The sequence below is a fragment of the Chitinophaga rupis genome, assembly GCF_900109685.1.
GTDB lineage: Bacteria > Bacteroidota > Bacteroidia > Chitinophagales > Chitinophagaceae > Chitinophaga > Chitinophaga rupis.
The window spans coordinates 463,400-486,305 of the sequence record NZ_FOBB01000002.1 but is presented as its reverse complement, the minus strand read 5'-3'; the positions used below and the strand labels follow the sequence as shown (position 1 = coordinate 486,305).

Genomic DNA, 22,906 nt, shown 5'->3' with positions numbered 1-22,906 from the left:
ATTTTATATTACATCAATATGGTTTAATACCGCCTGCGGCTGCAGCTCAGGCTGCGCCTGAGCCTGCAGGGAGATCCATTTGCCCTGCTGCATACTTTCTATGGCGGCAAAACTGGCCAGGGTGGTATTTACTATCTCCTCAAATGGTATAAGCGCCGGGCCTCCTTTACAAATGCGTTCATTGAATAGCTTGCACTGGTTGGCATGGCCTTTATTCAGCGGTGTTTTTAATTTTGAAAACCCTTTAAAGCCGTATGCACGGGTAATGCGGAAGTTATCTATGATGGCGGTACGCTCCTGCGTATATACCTCTATTCTTTCTTTTGCATAAGCTTTGGAACCGTTGGAAAAATAGTTGATCACTCCTGTGGAACCATTCTCATACTTTAACAGGATGGTAGCATTATCCGTTTGTGCAGTGGGCTGGCTGCCCATGGCATTCATACATACAGCCGTTACTTTGCTGCCGGTAAAATAGGTGATCAGGTCTATAAAATGGCAGGCCTCACCTATAATACGGCCGCCTCCTGTTTTACTGTCATGCACCCATACATTCAACGGGATAAAGCCGGCATTCATGGTTGCAATTATATTCATAGGCGCATCGCCTACCAGCTGCTTTACTTTTTGCGCATGGGGCGAATGCCGGCGGTTAAACCCTACGGTAAGGGTTACACTGCCATCGTAGGCCTGCTGTATAGCTTCCAGCTCATCCCGGTTCAGGGCTAAAGGTTTTTCTACAAACACATGCTTGCCTGCCTGCATGGCCTGTAATACCATAGCGGCATGGGTATTATGCCGGGTAGTGATCAGCACTGCATCTACCTCCGGGTCGCTCAGTATTTCCTGGTGAGTAGTCGTGCTGATGGGAATATGATGTTTACGTGCCAGCGTGGTACCGGTAACCCCGCTGTTGCTGGCAATATATTTAATGTGGGCACTGGCTTTTTGTAAAGCAGGCAGCAGGGTCATTTTAGTAAAGTTACCGGCGCCAATAATGCCCATTACCCCATTTGCGCCTGCAAATGAAGCAACAGGCATTATTTGTACGGAGGACCGGTGTACGGTATTAAGAGGATAAATAAGAACAGACGCTATAGAACGGCTTTGCCCAATGCGTGCATAGATCTCCTGGTAGTCCTGCAGCGGCACGCGTTCCGTAATTAACGGTAATACCTGCAGGTGGCCGGCGGCCATGGCCTGCAGTACGGCTTCAAAGTTGCGCTGCTCCGTCCACCTTACAAACGGTAACGGATAATCGTAGCCTTTCTGCTCATACTGCTCATCATACCTGCCGGGGCCATAGGAGCAGGACACCTGGAAGCTGAGCTCTTTTTCATAAAAGGCTGCACGGTTTATCTGCAGCCCTACTACGCCTACCAGTATAATACGGCCACGTTTACGGCTCATATGGGCGGCCTGTGTAATGATCTCATCTGACTTTGCAGAAGCGGTGATAATAACACCGTCTGCACCGGTACCATTGGTAAGGGTGGTTACGTATTTAACCACATCCGTACCTTCTGAAGGGTTAATGCCGGTAATGCCTTGCTGCCGGGCCAGCGCTATTTTTGCGGGGTCAAGATCCACCCCAATTACCCGGCAGCCATTGGCCTGTAATAATTGCGCGGTCAGTAATCCTATCAGGCCCAAACCTATTACTACAATGGTTTCTCCAAAGGTGGGGTTACAAAGGCGTATGCCCTGCAGCCCAATGGAGCCTATTACGGTAAATGCCGCTTCTTCATCTGTTACATTATCCGGCACCCGGGCAGCCAGGTGTTTAGGCACACATACAAACTCCGCATGCGGCCCGTTAGAGGCTACGCGGTCGCCTATCTTAAATTCGCTCACCCCTTCCCCTACTGCTATCACATTGCCCACATTACAATACCCCAGCGGCAAGGGCTGTTCCAGCTTATTAAAAACAGCTTCCAGGGTAGGCATCAATCCATCTGTTTTAATTTTATCCAGCACCTGCCGTACTTTATCCGGCTGCTGCCGCGCCTTTTGCACCAGGTTGGCTTTGCCGAATTCTACCAGCATACGCTCTGTACCCAGTGATACCAGGCTGCGGGTGGTTTGAATAAGGATGCTGCCCCTGCCTACCTGCGGCGCCGGCACTTCTTCCAGGATGGTGGCCCCTGTTTTAAACGATTGAATAAGCTGTTTCATGGCATTCTTCTATTATTTTCAAGTAGGCTGCTGCCCGCTCTTTTGCTGATAAAAATTGGCGTAAGCGCTGCCGCCCGTTATGCAGCAATTGCTCCTTTGACTGTACATCACCAGCTGCCTTATAAATAGTGTCCCCTATGCTTTGGGGCGATAAGGGATCAAAGTACAAAGCTGCATCCCTGCAAATGTTCCTGGCAAATGACAGGTCGGAGGTTAATACCATGCGGTCCATTTTCATGGCCTCTGCATAGGAAACAGAAAAACATTCCAATAAGGTGGGCAGGAACATAGCATCCGCCTGCCGGTACAATGCGGGGCAATCGGCAATATCCACCTTACCCGTAAAATGTAAATAGGGTAAATGCATAGCAGTAATGCCCGGCAGCTGCTGCGCATTAAAGGTGAGCACAAAGCGGAATGAAAAATCCGGATACTGTTTTACCAGGTACTCAATAACCGCGGGAATAATGGAAAGGTTCTTATGAATATAGTAGGCGGAAACGGTTAACAGAGTAAATGCATTGGATGCGGGCAGCCTTACGGCATAAGACCATTTACTTTCATCATCAAACACCTGATGGCAGGTATTGCTTACCGTATGCACCGGCTTGCCGGGCAGCCGCTGCATCAGCAGCTTTTGTACATCCTCTGTTTCCACTACCAGCACATCGCAATCGTTCTTAAAGCTGCTTATGTGAAAGTGCTCTTTTAATTTCAATAACAGCGATTGCTTCAGTGTTATTATTTTGAAGAAGGGTGAATCTTTATAGAGGTATTGCGCTTTGGCAAAACCACAAATATGTGTGGCCTGCGGCCGCCAGTAAGGCGGGCCAAAAACGGTGAACACTACATCCGGCCGGATGCGGCGCTCCAGGACCGATAATTCGCTGCGCAGCTGCCTGCGCCCCTTCAAGGTGGCGGATCCGGCTTTTATATCATAGAACGTAAAATTTCCCGGGTACAGGGAACGGTCTATCAGCCCCGCCATTTTTGCTGACAGGAACACATGAAAAGTATTTCCGCTCAAAACCCTACACTCGCTTAGAAAGGAGTGCGTGGCCTGCAGCCCGCCACCAATACGTACTGTTGATGCATTGATCACTACTTTCATTTGACCGTTTTTATTTTAATAAGCTGGCATTGTACAAACTATTTTTTTGGATCCTGTGCACGTATATCGTTCAATTTTTGCTGTATCTCATTATAACGCCCGTCCCCATTGGCGTTATTAGCGGCTTTTAACTTAGGGCTGAAAAAACCAGGGCCAAAGTCACAATTACTAAACATGACTGCCCCATTTTTATGCACCCCTATTTTTAACCGGTCATCTGCCGGCTGTATTTTTCCTGCCGCTGCTTTATTAAAGCCAACAGCGGCTGCCGCAGGACCTTTAACCAAAGCCGGTTCTATACTTGATCTGAATTCAGCTACCGTTGTATCGTTCAGGTCATATGCCTGTTTACCTTTCATAAAGGTGTTGTGCCGGAATATAATATTACTGGGGTAGTCATCACATTGATCGCCGGGTTTTAAAACCCTTAATCCCAGGTAATTCAAAAAAATATTGGATTCAATGGTGATATTTTTCACCACTTCATAATTACAATCCGGCAAGGGCCCGCCAACCATCAGTACCAAAGCGCCACCATTATCGGTAGCAATAGGATTATTGAAAAAGTAATTATTATCCACCTGGTGCCCGCTCCCTGACATGCGGAGCGCATTTTTAGTATTATAAAAAACATTGCCGGACACACTATTGTTATTGCCTCCCCTAAGCGAGATGCCTGCACGGCACTCAAAAAAATAGTTCCCCGTCATTTTATTGCCGCTGGATTTGCTGCTAAGCGTTTCCGAATCCCCAAAACATCTTTTAAATACATTATCCTTCACCAGCGTACCGGAAATGCCTTTTCCTAAACCAATACGTATACATTCCAGTGCCTCTCCGGGATGCACAGGTATATCGGTGAATGTGTTACCGGAAATAACGTGGTTGTCCGGCTGGTCATCATCCACATCTATGTGCATAATAGGATTGCGGGTAGTTTTGCCTTTAAAAAGGCATCCTGTTACCGTATTATTCTGGCCAAATACTTCAAGCCAGGAATAGGTTGTTATTGAGACCTGCCCGGGTTCCTGTATAAACTGAAAATTTTTGATCGTACTATTCATCCCTGTTTCCTTTTTGTACCTGAAAGAGACAACAGAGCGTATGCCCTTTATGAGATCAGGGTTCAGTATTTTAACATTCTGCACTATAATGTACTTTCCAATAACATATAACTGATTGTTCCCAGTTAATACGGTAATTCCCCGCCCATCTACTATTGCCGGCCTTTTTTCAGTTCCTTCTCCCCTGATCAGAAGAATGCCATCCTGGTAGGTGGGTTGCAGGTTGATGGTTTGCCCTGCTTTAGCCGTTATAGTAATTTCATTCTGCCGGGCATATACGGTTGATACCATGCAACACATTGTCCAGGCAATATTTATCAAGGTGCGCCTTATACTATTTTCACAATTCCTCATATTATATCTTTTGAGTTACCAATTACGATCACTTTATAACCAGGTCTATAAATGATTGCGCCATTTGCTCTATGCTCCGCTCCTTATGATAGAAATCATATGCATTATGTGCGATCTGCTGGTTAGTTTTTTCATCCCTGATTATGTTCAGCAGCTTTTGCTCCAGGTCGCTTACCTGGCCGTTATAATAATACCCGGTGTAATTCTCTTTTATATTGAACTTCTCTCCTCCTGTTATTGCATTAACAGAAGTTAAGAACGGACAGCCCAAAGCCATGGCATGCAACACGCTTAATCCCGCCTGTGTGGGGGATACGGATACAATGGCATTTCTTATAATAGCGTAGATCTTTTCATCATCCTCTATTCTTCCCCAGAAATTCACCCTTCCGGATAAGCCATTTTGCTCCACTAATTGCTGCAGAATGGCGCCTTCTTCACCATCGCCAATAAAGTCCAGCGTTATATTTTCCGGGATACGGTCTATGATATTCCCGAATGCAATTACCAGGTCTGATAAACGCTTATTTTTCTTAAAGGTCCCTATTGAAAGCACTTTTGTTCTTTTTTCTTCAGACAAAGGAAATTTCTTTACCCGGATAGAGTTATGTGCGACAAATACTTTACCAGGCTTCAGCACCTTTTTCCGGTAGATCTCTGCCACATGTGAAGAATAAAGGATGGTACCATCAGACAGGTCTGTTAACAGGAACCTGATCTTATCTTTCAGGAAACTTTCGCGCAAACTATTCTCTGAAGAAAGGCCAATACCCCAGAAGTAGATCCTGCGCCTTTTCCTTTGCAACAACAGCGATATAATGGGTAATATAAGATGCAGATCACCCGGGAAAATAACTACATCGTACCCGCTGACTAACCGGCGTAAATGCTTTATTTTCTTCAGGGAACCTAAAACCCTTTTATTCTCATAACTGACAACATTAAAATCCAGCCCTTCCAAGTGCAGCTTTCCGTTCCTGGCTTCCATTCCCTTTTCATAAGCCACCGTTAATTTAACTCCCGGATGTTGACCGATAAGATTAAAAACGGGAATGCGGTAATGCATTATGGCCGTTTGCAGTATCAACACTTTCCTGTCAGACATAACTATGTATTTAATAATAAATTACTTTCATTAAACCGGGTCTCTTTTTGCACATGAAAATATTTTGCCTTTAACAGGTATTCCAATATTAACAATGAGGGGATAGATAAAAGGTAGTATAACAACCACATATCCATTCCTGAGCCTCTTACAAACTGAATGAAAGTAACATATAGGAATACTATGCTCATATTCCTAAAAGACAACATGCCATTTTTAAGCTGCAAAAAAGCAGCGCTACATAACTTATTAAAATATCTATAGAAGAAAAAAAGCAGTGGTAATCCCAGGAAATGAAAGTTCCATAATAGCTCCGTGTATAGTATTACCGGCAATGAACCTCCATCCCGTCTTAATGCCGGCATAAACCTGGCGGTATAGATATCAACCATGCTTTTGGGTTTTTCAGGGAAAGCGGACCTTGGCACCGGTATAAACAGTACCTTCAGAAAGGTGCTGCCATTCAGCAGGTCTGTTTTCCCGGCAAATACATAATTTGCCGCATTAGCAGAGTTACCATAAACCGCATTTACCTCCAGGTTGCTAACCAGGGCATCCATAAAATAATCCTCGCGCATATAAACGGAAACATAATCATTGGCGTCAAAGATGTTCTTTACATTATAATTTCCATACCCGCGTAATATGGAAGAGATGATAATTATATAGAAGATCACAGCTCCTAAAACCGAAAACAGGATTATTCTCCTAACCGAAAAATTTAAGCGGATATTACCCATAATAACCTCTGCAAGCAGGATCAGTAAAAAAATATACAGGATCTCCCGTTTAGAACCAAAGTGGCCAGCCATAAAGAAGGCCAGGATCAGTACAAAAAGCGGCCAGCGGTAACTCCTTTTCTCTATAGACAGTATAAAACATAATGGTATTGCAATGGCTACCTGGAAAACATAACTAAAATTGCCGCTTCCTCCCAGAACAGACAGGTCAATAGATATAAAACCCAGGATCAATAAAGCAATACAGCTTATAATAAGGTAGGCGCCTGTATTATTAACCAGCACCCATTTAGCAGCAGCAGGTACGGCTGTTGCTTTCACCGTCATTCTTCCTTCCCTTAAATGCACCGGAATCGCCAGGTAAACAACAATATTACACAACAGGAAATATGCGGTTACCCAGTTTAAGTTCTTGCTGTCCTGGATGGCTTTATAGTATAGATCAGAGAAGCCATAATGCCTGGACACCATATATTCACCTAATGCAAAATTCAGGCACAGGTATACAAGGGTTAAAAATGAGGGACTCAAAAAAAGTGACGATTTACTGACCGCATGCCGGGAGTTTAAAAAGAAAAGAATGAGTTGTATAATATAAAACACAAAAGAATACTGAAAAACAAATTGATGATCACTTGACAGGCTTACCGCGATCAGAAAAACATTAATGATATAAAATAACAAGTTATTCATACGCTTCCTGTTTATTCAGAACGGCCTTCACTTTTGTTTGCAACACATACTTTTTATAATACCTGATAAATAACATCAGGATGATCGTTAATGTTACCATTAACATAACTCCGCGCGCAAGCAAGCTTCCCATATGCATAAAGTATAACAGACCAAAGGAGAAAAAAACCAGCAGCCATATCATTATGGATTCAGGAGATGCAATGAAATGATGGTCGCACAGCTTCTTTTGATAGTAAAACGGAATAAAGATCACAGTGCTGCACACATAGGCTATCCCAAATGCAGCCGCCCTGCCCTCAGCGCCTTTATTTCTCAGCAGATACATTACCGCCAGCGCAATAATGCCCCAGCAGCAATTATTCAACACATTCCACCACATATAACTGCCGGCGGCAATATTCCTGACTATTCCCTGCCGGTGTGAAATAATAATAGTGCTGATCATAATGATCATGATGGTTGCTCTTAATTCACTCCCCGAAAAATTCTTACCAAACAGCATATCCCCAATTTCGGGAACAAACATACAGGGCAGAGAGATCAGGATACCGATTGCCCAGGGCATCATGCTATTCAGCATTTCAAACTTCTTACTCCTGGTTTTGAAGTTCAGCACTGCATAAGGCATTAATACCTGCCCCAGCATGTTATTCACAACATTTGCCATTAACATAATGCTTAAGCCGGCATTATATATTCCCAGATCTTCAAAGCCATTAGGCTGTTTAACCAGGATGGCGTTACAAAACCAGGTTACAGGCAGGATAAGTATATTACCTAACACGGCGGGCAAACTGAAATGGGTAAGCACTTTATATTCTTTTAATGCGCCATTCTCGTTTACATTTATATCATACTTCCTTGCTGCTTTCCGCACTTCAAAGAAGCCTAATATTGCTATGATCACCGCATTAGTAGCAAGGCCTATTACGGCCCCTTCTATTCCAAAATACCAGACCAGCAGAATGGATATGGGAAAGTTTACTGACCCGGCGATCATATTTATCTTTGCAATGCTTTTAAACGCTTCAAACCCTGCCAGGGTTCCATTTTGTGCGGTGTTAATGGAATAAAAAAGGATGGCCACTGCACCATATTTAATATCATTTGCAAGATCCGGCGCATGCAATGAGCGGGTGGCCAGCGCATTCGCGCTACTTATTAATATCAGCCCTACCGCGGAACCTATTATCCAGGACACCACTGCAGACAGCCTGATAATACGCCCCGTTTTGACTTTATCGCTAAGCTTATATTCTGCTACAAATCTGGTAGTGGTCATTCCAAGCCCGAATCCAGCAAAGGCAACAAACATATCTACCGTTGCCCGCACCATGCCAAACTCGCCAAAACCTTCCCGGTTTAATATCCTGGCCACGCAAACGGATGTTAAAAAAATAATGCTTCTGAATACTATGGTGCTAAAGAAGGTCCATATAATGCCTTGTGAGATCTTTTTAGCCATTCCGGCTTTCGTATCCACCCTAAAAATGGCATGTATCTTCCTGGAAAAAAAAGGACCTATTCTTGCTTGCACGCCCTCTATGTTCAGCATATCGTATGGTTTATTTATAACCGGGCATCCACCAGCCGCCGGTCCAGGCAGGCTTTTGTATCAAATATTACCCCGTTATTGCGTTTCACCTTTTCATAATCAAAATTCAGGAACTCATTGTGCGCCACAGCTACTACAATGGCATCATATACGGTATTACAATCCAGCTTGCTCAATACATCCAGGCCATATTCATGTTTTACCTCAGCAGCATCTGCCCAGGGATCATAAATATCTACCTGCAGGCCAAACTGCTTCAGCTCATAATATATATCCACTACCCTGGTATTGCGCACATCCGGGCAATTCTCCTTAAAGGTTATGCCCATGATCAGCGCCCGGGAGCCTTTTATTTTATGATCTTTTTCAATCATCAGCTTTACTACCTTATTGGCTACAAAGTGCCCTACATGGTCATTTACCCTTCTGCCGGAAAGTATTACCTGCGGGTTATACCCCAGGGCTTCTGCCTTATGCGCCAGGTAATAGGGGTCTACGCCTATGCAATGACCGCCCACCAGGCCTGGTTTGTATTTCAGAAAATTCCATTTGGTGCCGGCAGCTTCGATCACATCATTGGTATCAATACCAATACGGTCAAAGATCAGCGCCAGCTCATTTACAAAAGAGATGTTCAGATCCCGCTGGGCATTTTCAATGGCTTTGGATGCTTCGGCCACTTTTATGCTGGATGCCTTATGCGTACCCGCTTCAATAACGGAAGCATACAAGCCATCTACCCGGCAGGCTATATCCGGTGTGGAACCGCTGGTTACTTTTTTTATTTTCGTAAGGGTATTGATCTTATCGCCAGGGTTAATACGCTCGGGGGAGTATCCCACAAAAAAATCCTTATTGAATTTTAACCCCGATACTTTTTCCAGCACGGGTATGCATTCTTCTTCCGTACATCCGGGGTATACAGTAGATTCATAAATAACAATATCACCGGTTTTAAGGATGGAGCCCAGCATTTCAGATGCCTTTAATAAGGGCCGCAGGTCGGGCGCCTTGAACTGGTCAATGGGCGTAGGCACTGTAACAATAAAGGTATTATAGCGGCTAAGATCATTCTTATCAAAAGACAATGTTAGCCCTACCTGTTTTTTACCTTCATGTTTTAGTGCCAGCACTTTTTTCAGGTCCGTTATGCTGGCTTCCTGTGTGCGGTCTTTTCCCTTCTGCAGTTCCTCTACCCGGTCCTGGTTAATATCAAACCCCAGTGTATCATATTTTTTGGCAAACTCTAAAGCCAGCGGCAGACCAACGTATCCCAGGCCTATAATGGCAATCCTGGCGTTCTCCACCTTATTAAATTTTCCGTTGTTGTGCATATTATAAGGGGGTATTTATTGTTATTTCCGTACCAGCGTATTCCTTATTCTTGTGAATACATTCACAGTGCCCGTTTCTTCGTAACCGTAGCCATATCCGTAACCGTAGCCGTATCCATATCCATAACCATCCTTTGCTTTTATGTCATTCACTACTAAGTTGATCTTAGGCAGCTTCCGCTGTTGGTATAGTTCTTTGGTTAACTGCACCTGTTGTTTAAATGTGTATCCCTGCCTGATCAGGTAAAGCGTCGCATCTGCAAAGCGTCCCAGGATCTGTGCATCGGTCACCAGACCAATAGGGGCTGTATCTATGATCACGTAATCAAACTGCTCTTTCAGCTCCGCAAAAAGCTGCTCTGTGCGTTCCAGCAACAAGAGTTCTACCGGGTTAGGCGGAATGGGGCCGGAAGGTATTAACCAGAAATTGTCGTGGATACCGGAAGGTTTTATCAGCTCATCCAGCGATACCTTTCCAATAGCATAGGTGCTGAACCCTACCTGGTTGGGAAGCCCCAGCATCTGGGATATTTTAGGCTTGCGCAGGTCCATTTCCATTAATACCACACTTTTGCCCGACAGGGCCAGTACGGCCGCCAGGTTGGTGGCTACAAAGGATTTACCTTCCCCGCTCATGCTGGAGGTAAGCAGTATCACCTTCTCTTTTTTACCGGAGAGTATGAACTGCAGGTTGGTGCGCATGGCCCTGAACTGCTCTGCAACCGGGCTGCGGGATTCTTTTTCCACCACTACCCTTTCATGGTGGGCATTATGCCCAATCTCTGCCAGGATGGGTGCGGGGGTATTTTTAGTAATATCTTCCTTATCAGTGACACGGCGGTTTAAAAGCTCGCGCAAATACAGCCAGGCAGACAATAACAGGATACCTCCAATAAGGCCCAGCAAATAGGTTAATGCGCGCCGTGGCTTAAACGGCAGCGGTTCACTTTTCCCACGATCTATGATCCTTGCAATGGCTATATTGGATGATTTGGAGATGGCGGATTCTTCCCGCTTTTTTAGCAGGAATAAATACAGCTCCTGCTTTACGGTTTGCTGCCGGGAGTAATCCAGGAAAATGCGTTCCTTACCGGGTACGCTGCGGATCTCACTGCTAACTACATTTGCATTATGCTGCAGTCCTGCAAGCCCCGCCTGAATGCCCTGCTTCAGAGATGCCAGGTTATTCTGCAGGTCTGTGCGCAGCCCTTTCAGCTGCTGGTTTAAATTCTGTACAAACGGGTTCATTTCCGTGTTGGACAACAACGCTCTTTCCCGTTCCAGCTGAAGGGAATTATACTTTTCCACCAGGGCTATAAAAGTAGGATCCTGTATAATTAAAGAGGAAGGTACTACCCGCTTATTATTTTGTTCATCCCGGATATATTGTTCCAGCGTTTCTACTATACTTAAACGCACCTGCTGCTCTGTAAGCTGTTTGGAAAGGTCGCCGGTGGTAGCTACCAGCAGCTTGGACTGCTCTTCCAGATTAGCCAGCTGGTTGGATTGTTTGAACTGCTGAATGTCTTTTTCCACGCCGGCCAGTTCTGCGCTTACTATTACCAGGCGGTTATCTATAAAGGAAATAGTGCTGTCTGCTATGCGGTTCTTATCTTCTACACTGGCCTGCAGGTATGCATCCAGCAGCTTGTTCAGCACCTTCTCCCCCTTATCGGGAATGGTGGCGGTTAGCGCCAGGTCAATGGTGCTTACCTGTTTGTTGGGTATATCAATATCCAGCAGCAGCTGATAATCGCTCACGGTGTTATCTATTGACTGCATTTTTATCAGGTATTCATCATTCTGCAGCGGAAAAAGATCGTTCCGGCGGATCCATACAATGCCTTCCGGCAGATGCAGGGTATCGTTCCAGGCGGCTTTCCGGGAAACATCCTTATAGTTGAGGGTGAATTCTTTTTCATTGAGTGGTTTCAGCACATACTTTACTTCATCCAGCGTATCCTTCAGGGTAAGCCAGTGAAAGGTGAACGGCAGCTTTACAAACTGCTCTGTTTTTTTCACCCGGCCTTCTACAAAGTAAGTGGTGTTCAGCTCCATATCCCTTACCACTTTTTCCATCAGCGAGCGGGATTTCAGGATCTCCACTTCATTATCCACGCTGCTTTTATTGTTAAACATCTGCAGCTGGTTCAGGATCTCTTCGCCGGGCAGGTCGCTGCCCTTTTGATCGTCCTGCACCAATATCTTTCCCTTTATTTTATAGCTGGGTGTTGCATAGCGCAGGTATAGCCAGGAAAGGAAAAGCCCCAGGATAGCGCAAAGCACAAACCAATACCAATGCCGCATCAGCCGGTCCAGGGTTTTTCTAAGGTCCCCTGCCGCGTTCTGTCTTTCATCAGTTTGAAATACGGCATCCATGCCATTCATCCCATTAACCTGTGTTTTCTCATTCATAAATTAAAACTTAACTCTTGATGCAACTACAATTAAGAGGGTTAATACGGTAGCCATAATGGAAATCCTTCTTACCTGAGCTACATCAGTAGATACAACTTTGGATTTATTCGGTTCTACATACACCACATCGCCCTGCCGCAAATAGAAGTAAGGTGAGCTGAATATTTTACTATCGTTCAGATTAAAGCGTATGAACTCCTTGTTACCATTATTATCCCTTATCAGCAATATATTTTCACGCCGGCCGTAGATGGTAAGATCTCCCGCGGCGCCGATGGCATCCAGCAGCGTTATTTTTTCATTTGGCATTACGTAAGAGGCGGGCCGGGTTACCTCACCCAGCACCGTGATCTTAAAGTTTGCAAAACGTACATTCACTACCGGGTCTTTATAAAATTCAGCGGCTTTGGTACGTACGGTATCCCGTACCTGGTCCGTGGTTTTATTTTTCACCATTACCTTCCCGATCAGGGGAAGTATTACATATCCTTCCTTATCCACCAGGTAGCCTGCAATAACACCGGCGCCCGTGCTGCTACTGGGGCTTGTTGCCGACACAGGCCAGTTGGCGGTATTCTGCTGGTTTAACAGCGCTGTTGCATTAGGATCGAGGGTTTGTATGGATACCTGTAGTATGTCATCCGGCTGTATAACCGGGGTATTAAAGGCGGCCATGGCTACCATCCTATATCTTGCGGTATCCGGCATATCCTGGAAGTAAGTAATGTTCTTGGGCGCCGAACAGGATGAACAATACAAGTAAAAAATTCCTCCAATAAAACACTGCAGCCATTTTTTTACGCTCATGCATACGCGTTTCTCCGGTCTAATCATGCCTTATTCTAATTAACTTCTTTTGATGGGTTAGTATTAATAGTTCACTTATAATTTCATTTTGTCCAGCTGCTCAAAGGTGGAATTGCGGCTTATGAACTCCGGCACCAGCTTTTTCATGAGGGTTACCGTAGGTGTTATATAATGTTCATGTGCAGTATTCAGCAATTCTTTGATCAGCTCCGATACTTCCACAAAATCATATTCCCGTACACTGGCTATCATTATTTTGTCGTGATAGGTAGGCCGGGTATTTTCTGCTGTATTTAACAGCTCTTCGTACAGCTTTTCACCGGGGCGTAAACCGGTGAAAAGGATCTTGATGTCTTTATCAGGTTCACGTCCGCTCATGCGGATCATTTTTGCTGCCAGGTCGGCAATCTTAACGGGCTTGCCCATATCAAAAACAAAGATCTCCCCGCCCTCTCCCATGGCACCGGCCTCCAGCACCAGCTGGCAGGCTTCGGGAATGGTCATGAAGTAACGGGTTATTTCAGGGTGTGTAACCGTAAGTGGGCCGCCATTTTCCAGCTGCTTCTTAAAGCGCGGAATAACAGAACCGTTAGAGCCCAGCACATTGCCAAAGCGTGTAGTAATAAAACGGGTAGGCGGTGCAACGCCTAAGCTGCCATTCTTCTGAAAGGTATCGTGCAGGTAGCGGTTGTAGGATTGTATAAAGATCTCAGCTATTCTTTTAGAGGCGCCCATTACGTTGGTTGGGTTCACTGCTTTGTCTGTAGATACCATGATGAACTTTTCCACTTCATATTCTACAGACAGCTCTGCCAGTATTTTCGTACCTCTTACATTGTTAGTAACGGCAATGGATGGATTTTTTTCCATCATGGGCACATGCTTATAGGCGGCGGCATGGTATACCACTGTAGGCGCATACACTTCAAACAGCTGCTGCATGCGGTTACGGTCACATACATCTCCAATAAAGGGAACCACCGGTATGTCCGGCGCAGTTTCTGCTACTTCCAGCTCCAGCTCATGCAAGGCTGATTCTGCGTTATCGCACATGATAATAGCGGCAGGCGTATTCTTGATCAGCTGGCGAACCAGCTCACTGCCAATAGAGCCCGCAGCACCGGTTACCAATACATACCGGCCTTTTAAACTACGGCTAACCTGCTGGTTCTGTATATTGATAACAGAACGTTCCAGCAGGTCTTCGATATTGATGTCTTTTAATTGCGTATTGTTCCAGCCGCCACTGATCCACTGATCTACCGGTAATACCTTTTGCACGCGTATGTTCAGCGCTGCGCACTGGTCTACCAGCTCATTCAGCAATGCCGGTTCTATCTGCTCATCTGCTATAATAAGCAGCTTAATACGCTCCTGTGTTACCAGCTTTTGTAAAGAGGCGCTGCAGGCTGCATAAATAGGTAATCCTTCCAACCGCCTCCCGGTAAGCACGCTGGTATTTTCAAGAAAGGCTACTACCCGTATGTTTGCATTATTATCTTCATTGATCATTTTGCGCACCATTACACCGGAATGACTGGTGTTATAGATGGCCGCCCTGAGCTTATTTTCATTACGCTCCCGCCAGTAGAACCGGAAGAACCATTTAACTATTAAACGATAAGATAACCAGGTAAAAATGCTGATAAAGAAGTTAATGACAATCACAGACAAGGGGAAGATCATAGCTCCTTCATTCAATAGCTTAATGTTCTCTATATTATAATACACTAATGAACACACGAAACTTAAACCGGAGATGCGGCCTATATCTGCTACGCTGGTGTAACGCACTACGCCCTTGTAGGTACGTAACAACAGGGAAAAAACAAATGTAACGCCAACGACTATACTGAAAATATCCTTTAAGGGATAGTTCCTGAACGCATCCAGGTCAAAGTTTAATCTTAACAGCAAAGCGAATAACATTGCTGCGCCTGCGTACATAAGATCCAATAACAGTATAAGCCATGAAGGGGTGATCCAAGACTTTTTTACCATTTTTAAATAGATGAGGTTAGAAACTAGATTTTGATCATAGCCATTTCTTATTGGTATACATAGAGCGATTGTGACATACCCCATGTTATATCAATAGTATTTCAATAATCAAGATTTAGTTAACGAAACTTTTTTGCTTGCCAACATTGTAACAGTATCTTATCCCTTTTTCATAACCAGGGCCCCATGCTAAACTCTCTTAATGCCCTGTAAACGTGGATTGGGGCCAGTATTCCTGTTTGCAATACTACGTATTAAAGTTAAAAGTTTCGTTAATGAAATTGATCACTGATAAATCTTTTAATTTAAAATATCTATTAAATCTAATATCAATGTTAGAGCAAGAGGCATTCTCTTTACCAAGGTGCATCATTACTTACTTTGCGCATTATGTACACTAAGGCGCAAATTGCCTGATAGCCCTTTTAACATTTTTGAACAGTAAGTATAATCGGTAGGGAAATGGACAATAGGTTGTTGGGCAGAAGAGCGTCATCTTGCTAAAACAACGCCCATCAGCTTTTCACGTGGCTTAAACTTGTACTCGGTAGTTAGCGTATCGGTAGTTATAACAATACTAATTTACTTATTGTTTAAAATAATAACAACAAAAAAAATTTAAAGCTATCACTACCCGGCACCTTTATAGCTATTAGGAATATAAGTCTGTTGTTGGGTTATCAAAGGAATGCCTACCAGTTGTTATAACATGGTTGCACAAGCTGTTTATATTCAATTGTCAGCTTATTAAAGTACCTTATCCGGTGTTATAACATAGATCATGCTACTGCAATCTATCTGCACTAAACTGCTTTTAACAACCCGGTTGTTCTGCTAGCCGTTAACAACTGATTATGATCTTTGCAGGATCTGATTTTCACCTTCACTGTAAAACGGTCTGTTTCTTTAGAAAAACATTCCTAATCCTTATCACCGGTTATTCTTAACTGCTGATCCAAGGCTTAATCATCATAATGATAATTTTAATTATATTAAGGCCATAGAAGAACCGAAAAGTGAAAGGTGGCTTTTCCCCTTTGGCGCTTTTCACTATATTTCAACCATGAAACCGCTGCATATAGATACCAACAGCAAAGTTCCGGTGTACCTGCAAATTGTAGATTCCATTATGGCTGCGGTACGGGACGGCGATCTGCGGAGAGATGAACAGATCCCCTCCATCAATGAGTTCAGCGAACAATACCTGCTGTCACGGGGTACGGTGGAAAAGGCCTATAAAGAGCTACGCGATAAAAAAGTGATCCTGTCCGTAAAGGGTAAAGGCTATTTTATATACCGTACGGATGTAAATATGCCCTTACGGGTACTGCTGCTGTTTAATAAGATCAGCAACTATAAAAAACAGATCTACAATGCCTTTGTAAAAACCCTGGGCGAAGGGGTGTTCGTAGACCTGCACATACACCACAGCAACGTACAGCTATTTGATAGCCTGATCAGCAACCACCTGGGGGATTATGACCATTATGTGATCATGCCGCATTTTTATGAGCAGCCGGAAAGGGTGCTGCAGATCATCCGGCAGATCCCGGAGCAGCAGCTGGTACTGCTGGATAAAGACCTGCCGGAGCTGGGCGGCAGGTATGCCGGGGTATTCCAGAACTTTGAAAAGGATATTTACGAAGCTTTATACGAGGCCCTGCCTTCCCTGAAAAAATATAACAGCCTGGTATTTGTGAACCCCGGTAACATTATGCCTTACCCGCCGGAGATCCGCAAAGGGTTCCAGTACTTTTGCCGCATGCATGATTTCAATTTTTCCGTAATGGAAGATGGCCTGGAAATGACCGCTCCCGTTAAAGCCGGGCAGGCTTTTATTGTGATAGAGGAAACCGACCTGGTGAACCTGGTGAAAATATGCCGGAATAATGCCTTAGCGATCGGTAAGGATGTAGGGATTGTATCCTATAATGAAACGCTACTGAAAGAGGTGCTGCTGGATGGCATTACCGTGATCTCTACCGATCATGAGCAAATGGGCATCACTGCGGCGCAGATGATATTGGAGAAGGGTACAGAGCGGGTAAAGAACCCGTTTAAGCTGATATTGCGGAATTCTCTTTGAAGATTATGGTTTAAAGCGAAGCTTTGTGTATGATAGACGCACTGGCTATCGCTTTCCGGAAGTTATCATCCTGCATGTATGGCTCCGCAGGATATCATTTCTGCAATTATCACCTCCGTGTGGTTGGCTCCCGCAGGCCCAAACGAACTGCGCCCGCCTGTTTTGGGATGCCATGGGGCTTTAGAGATCGTGTCAGGGGGTAAGGTCTATTGGACATTTTCAAGCGTGTGACGCCGGCCAAAGGTTCTTTTTGGCCCTGGCGGGAGCCCCCGCGTTATGCTGAAGGCCCGTATGTTTCCCGGTTGGTTTGGTGGTTGGGTTGGCTATTGTGCTGCATTGGTGTGCGTTCCCTGATCTATTTCATTGCTTTTTCCTTACTTCTTTATTCTACTCTTTATTCTAGCCTTTATGTTACCTTCTATGTTTACCCCTTGTAGTTATGATCTATGTTAGCTACTCTTTATTGTATGAAATGACAATTGACAATGCCCGCACGAAAACATAATGTATCCCGAAGTAGTGCATAACGATTATTAATTCTTAATTATTCATTATTAATTACTCCATATGGAACATCTCTGTTAAGGGAGTGCTGATGGGCGAATTATCCGGATGGGTCTCCATAATGTCGGCCATGTAGGCCCACCAGCGTTGTACGATGGGATTGACGCCCAGGTCCTGGGAAGAGCCGGTACCGGATTGTTGCTGAACGGCGAAGAGCGTATGGGTAGCCTCATCCAGGAAAATGGTGTAATCGTGGATACCGCTATGTTTCAGGAGTTGTTGCAGCTCCGGCCAGATGGCAGCGTGGCGTTTGCGGTATTCCTCGGCAAAGCCGGGTTTAAGCTGCATTTTGAAGGCTGTTTTCATAAACGTATGGAATGAAAAGTGAAGCATAGAAAACTGTAACAGAAAAAATAGCCAGTGGCCCGTTGCTCCTGCCCTTTTGCTTTTTAAGCGTCCTGCAATTACTGCTACTGCTTACTATAATTTCTTTACTATTTCTTTATAATGATCGTCAGGCTTTTGGCGCCATGTGCGCCCAGCACCAATGATTGTTCGATATCGGCTGTTTTGGAAGGGCCGGCAATAAATACCCCGAAGCCGGTTTGCGGGCCGCCTATTTTTTCATAGGCATGGTGCATAGTGGGTACAATGGTATTTATATCCAGCACTACGGCCAGGTGCTGCGCAATAAAAGGCAGCACACGCACCTGCAGCTCCTTTTCCGTGAGCCATAAGGCCCCATTCTCTGCTACGCCCAGCTGCGCTCTTACAATGGCCAGATCGGCCTGCTGCAGCTGGCGGCCATCGCCGGTTAGCCAGTCAAAGGTGGCGGCGCGTGCATGTAATAAGGGATCGGTGGTGATCACCTGCTCCATATCCGGGTAATGTTCATGCAGTAAAGCCGGGATCTCTGCTTCATCAGTAACTTCCAGCAGGTGGCTGCCCATGCCTTCCGCTACTTTACGAAAAGCTTCCAGGCTGGCTGGCGCACCGCTTATAAAAGGCGCCAGGTCAGGCAGCTGGCTGGCTGGTGGCTGATTTTGTTTTACGGCGGCCAGTATCTTATCTCTGCTGTTACTCATCGGTTCTTTTTATACCACGTTTCAAATGATTCTGCGGGCGGTGGCGGCAGCTCACGCTGTTTGTACCAGGGATTAAAACGGTTGCTCACCACACCAGGAGCAACACGCATTACCCAGCGCGCCATTTTACCTGCAAACCTATACAGGCCGGGGCGGGAAAGCACGGTGGTCATCATTTTCATGCCCGCGGTCTTTGCCGCGTTGGTTTGCCCATCCTGCACCAATACCTGCCTCCATTTATACAGCTGCTGATGAATATCTATTTTCACCGGGCATACATTGGAGCAGGAGCCGCATAAGGTAGATGCAAAAGGCAGATCGGCATACTCCTTCATATCCAGGTTGGGCGCCAGTATAGCCCCGATAGGACCGGCTATAGCATTATGGTAGCTATGCCCGCCGCTACGGCGGTATACAGGACAGGTGTTCATACAGGCCCCACAGCGGATGCACTTCAGGGAGTTGCGGAAATCCTCGCGCCCCAGCTGCCGGCTGCGGCCATTATCTACCAATACAATATGTAATTGCTGCCCTGGTTTGGGTGTGCGGAAATGACTGCTGTAAGTGGTAATGGGCTGGCCGGTGGCACTGCGGGCCAGCAGCCGCAGAAATACGCCCAGGTGTTTGCGCTGCGGTATCAGCTTTTCAATACCCATGCAGGCAATATGTACATCGGCCAGGTGAGCGCCCATATCCGCATTCCCTTCATTGGTGCATACCACCATCTCCCCTGTTTCTGCTACTGCAAAATTAACCCCGGTAATAGCTACGCGGGATTGTATGAATTCTGAGCGCAGGTGTAAACGGGCAGCAGCAGTCAGGAACTGCGGATCGGCATTACCGGCCGGTGTGCCCAGGTGAATATGGAACAGGTCCCCTATCTCCTCCTTCTTTTTATGGATACATGGCAGCACAATATGGCTGGGTGGTTCCTTGGCCAGCTGCACAATACGTTCGCCCAGGTCCGTATCAATTACTTCTATGCCATGATCGGCGAGGTAGTGATTTAAATGACATTCTTCCGTAAGCATGGATTTGCTTTTCACCATGCGTTTTACGCCCTGCTGCTGTAACAGCTCCAGCACAATACGGTTATGCTCCTCTGCATCTGCGGCCCAGTGTACAATGGCGCCGTTCTGCTGCGCATTGCGCTCAAACTCTTCCAGGTAAGCATGCAGGTTGCCCAGCACATTGTGTTTAATGAGGGAAGCGGTTTCCCGCAGGGTTTCCCATTCCGGTATGCTCCAGGCCATTTTGTCGCGCTTCTGGCGTACCCACCACAACGTTTCATCATGCCAGTTCACCCGGGGCTCATTGGCATTAAATGCTTCGGCCAGCTCAGCGTGATCTTTTATAGCGGTGTTCATAATTTCTAATGTGCTAATATGCTAATGTGCTGAATTTTATTGATCCCGTAATATGCTATTATGCTGATTGATGGTACATTCTTAACAAATACCAGCACATCAGCATATTGGCACATCAGCACATTAAAAAACTATTCATTATTCAGGATCTCTGCAAGGTGTAATACTTTCACCGGGCTTTGCTGCCGGCGTAAAATGCCTTCCAGGTGCATCAGGCAGCTTACATCATTACCCGTAATGTATTCGGCGCCATGATGCACGTGATCGGCTACACGGTCTTTACCCATCTTTACCGATACCGCTTCTTCAAACACACAAAAGGTGCCGCCAAAGCCGCAGCACTCATCTTTACGGCTCAGCTCTATCAGCTCAAGACCATCTACCATATTTAACAGCTGTAAAGGTTTGGAAAAGGCCGGACCTACCAGCTCCGTCATTTGCGATACGTGCAGTCCGCGCTGCCCATGGCAGCTTTGGTGCACGCCTACTTTATGCGGGAACCTGGCACGCAGGCTTTTTACCTGCAATACATCTGTGAGGAATTCTGAAAGCTCGTAGATGTTTTGCCGTATATGCGTAGCCGCGGTTTCATTATCCGCTACATGCAGGTGGTCTTTAATATGCAGCACACAGCTGCCGGATGGCGCCACAATGTAGTCGTATGATTTGAAATTATCGGTGAACAGCCGGTTGCAGCCGTCCGTAAGATGCTCATACCCGGAATTAGCCATGGGCTGTCCGCAGCAGGTTTGACCGGAAGGGTACCCTACCTCGCATCCCAGCTTTTCCAGTAACTGTAATGTAGCAATGCCCACCTGCGGGTAAAACTGATCTATGTAACAGGGAATGAATAATCCTACTTTCATCTTTTTTATTTGAGCATAAAGCATAAAGCGAAAAGCATAAAGCTGATTGTTTTGTAGCAGAAAGCGTAAAGCTCAAAGCACAAAGATGATTGCCGGGTATTTTTGAGCGGAAAGCTAAAAGCTGATTGCCTTATATCCTTTGCATTCTGCTTTCTGCTTTAAGCTTTTTGCTTTGAGCCTTAAGCTTTATGCTTTCTGCTTTGGGCTTTCTGCTTTAAAATACTTCAGCTCTACCAGATCCCCCGGTAAATTGCGGGTGTTCCAGTGGTGGTGAATGGCCAGCGCTGCCCCTACGGCCGTAGCCTGCGCTACGGATGCTGCATACACTTCCTGCTCTGGAAATGCTGCGGCCAGCAAATGCATGTATAATGGGTTTTTGCTGAAGCCACCGTCTACAAAAATACGCTTCACAGCCGTATTGTCAATAACCAGTTGTGTGGATTGTTGCTGAGCAGCCATCAGATCCAGCATAAGCTGGTGATACGCTGTTTCATAATCAGGGAAAGCGGCCAGGGAACGGCCGGCAAAAGAAGTTAATACAGGCGCCCCAGGTGCTTGCAGACGGCGTATGATCAGCGGATCAAATTCCACCTGCCGGTAATAATCCGGCGCTACCTGAAAATGGGTAGCCAGCCGTTGGGTTTGAAGCTCATGCTCATTACCGGCAAACAGGCGCGAGGCCTTTACCGGCGCGCCCTGGTAAGCCAGGTAACAAAGGCAGTCCTGCTGCAGCTCTTCAGAAGTAAGCGGGCTATCATTGAACGGGTTCAGGGTAATACACCAGGTACCTGTAGATATTAATGCAAAGGGTTCTGTAAAACTAGCCAGGTATGGAATAAGCGCAGCGGAGCTGTCGTGCAGACCCGCTCCCACCTGATAAGCGCCGCCATGCAGCTTTACCTCCATCACTTCGTCTGAAGGGCACAGGGGCGGCAGCTTATCCGCAATACCTTCCTGCTGCACCCATTGATGGTACTGCTGCTCCCGGAAGTTCCATAACATAGTATGGCAGCCAATGCTGGTAATATCCGTACAGGCATGGCCGGTTACCAGGAAGCTCACATACTGCGGCAAATGCAGCGCATACCGGATGTTCCTGAACAGCTCCGGTTGTTTATACTTTAGCCGGTACAACTGCAGGCCAGAATTCAGGCTGCCCAGTATAGGCGATGCCGTTATACCGGGCAGCTCCTGCTGCTGGTTATATTGCGCAAAAAACTTATTTTGCAGATCGCCGGGAAAAGGTTTGAGGTAGTTGTATAGCGGCGCTATTACTTTGCCCTGTTCATTGATCAGCACAAAGCTGGCGCCATAAGTGGAGAAATTGATGGCCTTTACCCGGTACTGCGGCATAGCCAGCATTTCCTGCAAGCTACTGTGCACCCATTGAGTAAGGGCCTGCACATCTTCGCAGGCATCCCCATCCTCATCAGTTATTTCAGGGAAACGGCAGTTATTTTCCCATACAATGCGGTAATGCTCGTCTATGAGGAACAGTTTTTTATTGGTCTTGCCAATATCTAATATTGCTATTACAGGTAGCCTTTCTGGTCCCTTTTCCATGCCAATTACATTAAATTACCCTAAGTTGATATGCTTTTCACACGGGTGGAGAACGCTTTTACCTACGCTCTAACT

The 22,906-nt window shown here is 45.7% G+C and carries 16 protein-coding genes; 1 reads left to right on the top strand and 15 read right to left on the bottom strand.

Annotated elements, in window-relative coordinates:
• Positions 1–3: 3 nt before the first annotated feature.
• The 10 genes from BMZ54_RS09125 to BMZ54_RS09080 all read right to left on the bottom strand — a co-directional run bounded on the left by BMZ54_RS09125 (position 4) and on the right by BMZ54_RS09080 (position 15,360).
• Positions 4–2,175 (bottom strand): bi-domain-containing oxidoreductase, encoded by a 2,172-nt coding sequence (locus tag BMZ54_RS09125; protein WP_089909529.1) that lies wholly within the window; start codon positions 2,173–2,175, stop codon positions 4–6.
• Positions 2,150–3,286 (bottom strand): glycosyltransferase, encoded by a 1,137-nt coding sequence (locus tag BMZ54_RS09120; RefSeq protein ID WP_089909526.1) that lies wholly within the window; start codon positions 3,284–3,286, stop codon positions 2,150–2,152. Before BMZ54_RS09120 ends, BMZ54_RS09125 begins: the two co-directional genes overlap by 26 nt.
• 38 nt (positions 3,287–3,324) lie before the next feature.
• Entirely contained in the window at positions 3,325–4,641 is a 1,317-nt protein-coding gene (locus tag BMZ54_RS09115; RefSeq protein ID WP_162277503.1) for a chondroitinase-B domain-containing protein, read from the bottom strand.
• 91 nt (positions 4,642–4,732) lie between these two features.
• The gene (locus BMZ54_RS09110) at positions 4,733–5,809 is read right to left on the bottom strand and encodes a glycosyltransferase family 4 protein (RefSeq protein ID WP_089909520.1); all 1,077 of its coding nucleotides are present in this window, start codon (positions 5,807–5,809) and stop codon (positions 4,733–4,735) included.
• A 2-nt stretch (positions 5,810–5,811) separates the two neighbouring features.
• Positions 5,812–7,080, bottom strand: coding sequence for a hypothetical protein (locus tag BMZ54_RS09105; protein ID WP_143080945.1), 1,269 nt, complete (start codon positions 7,078–7,080; stop codon positions 5,812–5,814).
• 154 nt (positions 7,081–7,234) lie between these two features.
• Positions 7,235–8,800 (bottom strand): oligosaccharide flippase family protein, encoded by a 1,566-nt coding sequence (locus tag BMZ54_RS09100; protein WP_089909514.1) that lies wholly within the window; start codon positions 8,798–8,800, stop codon positions 7,235–7,237.
• 14 nt (positions 8,801–8,814) lie between these two features.
• Positions 8,815–10,134 (bottom strand): nucleotide sugar dehydrogenase, encoded by a 1,320-nt coding sequence (locus BMZ54_RS09095; protein ID WP_089909511.1) that lies wholly within the window; start codon positions 10,132–10,134, stop codon positions 8,815–8,817.
• A 21-nt stretch (positions 10,135–10,155) separates the two neighbouring features.
• Positions 10,156–12,549 carry a GumC family protein gene (locus BMZ54_RS09090; RefSeq protein ID WP_089909509.1) on the bottom strand — a complete coding sequence of 798 codons (2,394 nt, stop codon included), beginning with the start codon at positions 12,547–12,549 and terminating at the stop codon, positions 10,156–10,158.
• Between the two features lie 3 nt (positions 12,550–12,552).
• A complete protein-coding gene (locus BMZ54_RS09085; RefSeq protein ID WP_238386535.1) occupies positions 12,553–13,359 on the bottom strand; it encodes a polysaccharide biosynthesis/export family protein in 807 nt (268 codons plus the stop codon).
• A 75-nt stretch (positions 13,360–13,434) separates the two neighbouring features.
• Complete coding sequence (locus BMZ54_RS09080) at positions 13,435–15,360, bottom strand: polysaccharide biosynthesis protein (protein ID WP_089909502.1); 1,926 nt, start codon at positions 15,358–15,360, stop codon at positions 13,435–13,437.
• Positions 15,361–16,423: 1,063 nt separating this feature from the next.
• Here BMZ54_RS09080 and BMZ54_RS09075 point away from each other — a divergent pair.
• Positions 16,424–17,446: a GntR family transcriptional regulator gene (locus BMZ54_RS09075; protein WP_089909499.1), complete on the top strand. Its 1,023-nt coding sequence runs from the start codon at positions 16,424–16,426 to the stop codon at positions 17,444–17,446.
• 558 nt (positions 17,447–18,004) lie between these two features.
• Here the strand turns inward: BMZ54_RS09075 and rhaM are convergent.
• From rhaM to BMZ54_RS09050, 5 genes are all read right to left on the bottom strand, one after another.
• Positions 18,005–18,316 (bottom strand): L-rhamnose mutarotase, encoded by a 312-nt coding sequence (gene rhaM / locus BMZ54_RS09070; RefSeq protein WP_089909496.1) that lies wholly within the window; start codon positions 18,314–18,316, stop codon positions 18,005–18,007.
• A 128-nt stretch (positions 18,317–18,444) separates the two neighbouring features.
• Positions 18,445–19,035: a LutC/YkgG family protein gene (locus BMZ54_RS09065; RefSeq protein WP_089909493.1), complete on the bottom strand. Its 591-nt coding sequence runs from the start codon at positions 19,033–19,035 to the stop codon at positions 18,445–18,447.
• Positions 19,032–20,402: a lactate utilization protein B gene (locus BMZ54_RS09060; protein WP_089909490.1), complete on the bottom strand. Its 1,371-nt coding sequence runs from the start codon at positions 20,400–20,402 to the stop codon at positions 19,032–19,034. The genes BMZ54_RS09065 and BMZ54_RS09060 overlap by 4 nt, the downstream gene beginning before the upstream one ends.
• A gap of 131 nt (positions 20,403–20,533) precedes the next feature.
• Entirely contained in the window at positions 20,534–21,268 is a 735-nt protein-coding gene (locus BMZ54_RS09055) for a (Fe-S)-binding protein (protein WP_089911843.1), read from the bottom strand.
• A gap of 186 nt (positions 21,269–21,454) precedes the next feature.
• Positions 21,455–22,831 (bottom strand): FGGY-family carbohydrate kinase, encoded by a 1,377-nt coding sequence (locus BMZ54_RS09050; RefSeq protein ID WP_089909487.1) that lies wholly within the window; start codon positions 22,829–22,831, stop codon positions 21,455–21,457.
• Positions 22,832–22,906 lie beyond the last annotated feature (75 nt).

Coding starts and splice junctions, on each gene's coding strand:
- BMZ54_RS09115 (WP_162277503.1), bottom strand. CDS start 4,641: ATGGTATCAACCGTATATGCCCGGCAGAATGAAATTACTATAACGGCT.
- BMZ54_RS09110 (WP_089909520.1), bottom strand. CDS start 5,809: ATGTCTGACAGGAAAGTGTTGATACTGCAAACGGCCATAATGCATTAC.
- BMZ54_RS09125 (WP_089909529.1), bottom strand. CDS start 2,175: ATGAAACAGCTTATTCAATCGTTTAAAACAGGGGCCACCATCCTGGAA.
- BMZ54_RS09085 (WP_238386535.1), bottom strand. CDS start 13,359: ATGAGCGTAAAAAAATGGCTGCAGTGTTTTATTGGAGGAATTTTTTAC.
- BMZ54_RS09100 (WP_089909514.1), bottom strand. CDS start 8,800: ATGCTGAACATAGAGGGCGTGCAAGCAAGAATAGGTCCTTTTTTTTCC.
- BMZ54_RS09090 (WP_089909509.1), bottom strand. CDS start 12,549: ATGAATGAGAAAACACAGGTTAATGGGATGAATGGCATGGATGCCGTA.
- BMZ54_RS09095 (WP_089909511.1), bottom strand. CDS start 10,134: ATGCACAACAACGGAAAATTTAATAAGGTGGAGAACGCCAGGATTGCC.
- BMZ54_RS09060 (WP_089909490.1), bottom strand. CDS start 20,402: ATGAACACCGCTATAAAAGATCACGCTGAGCTGGCCGAAGCATTTAAT.
- BMZ54_RS09065 (WP_089909493.1), bottom strand. CDS start 19,035: ATGAGTAACAGCAGAGATAAGATACTGGCCGCCGTAAAACAAAATCAG.
- BMZ54_RS09055 (WP_089911843.1), bottom strand. CDS start 21,268: ATGAAAGTAGGATTATTCATTCCCTGTTACATAGATCAGTTTTACCCG.
- rhaM (WP_089909496.1), bottom strand. CDS start 18,316: ATGAAAACAGCCTTCAAAATGCAGCTTAAACCCGGCTTTGCCGAGGAA.
- BMZ54_RS09120 (WP_089909526.1), bottom strand. CDS start 3,286: ATGAAAGTAGTGATCAATGCATCAACAGTACGTATTGGTGGCGGGCTG.
- BMZ54_RS09075 (WP_089909499.1), top strand. CDS start 16,424: ATGAAACCGCTGCATATAGATACCAACAGCAAAGTTCCGGTGTACCTG.
- BMZ54_RS09050 (WP_089909487.1), bottom strand. CDS start 22,831: ATGGAAAAGGGACCAGAAAGGCTACCTGTAATAGCAATATTAGATATT.
- BMZ54_RS09080 (WP_089909502.1), bottom strand. CDS start 15,360: ATGGTAAAAAAGTCTTGGATCACCCCTTCATGGCTTATACTGTTATTG.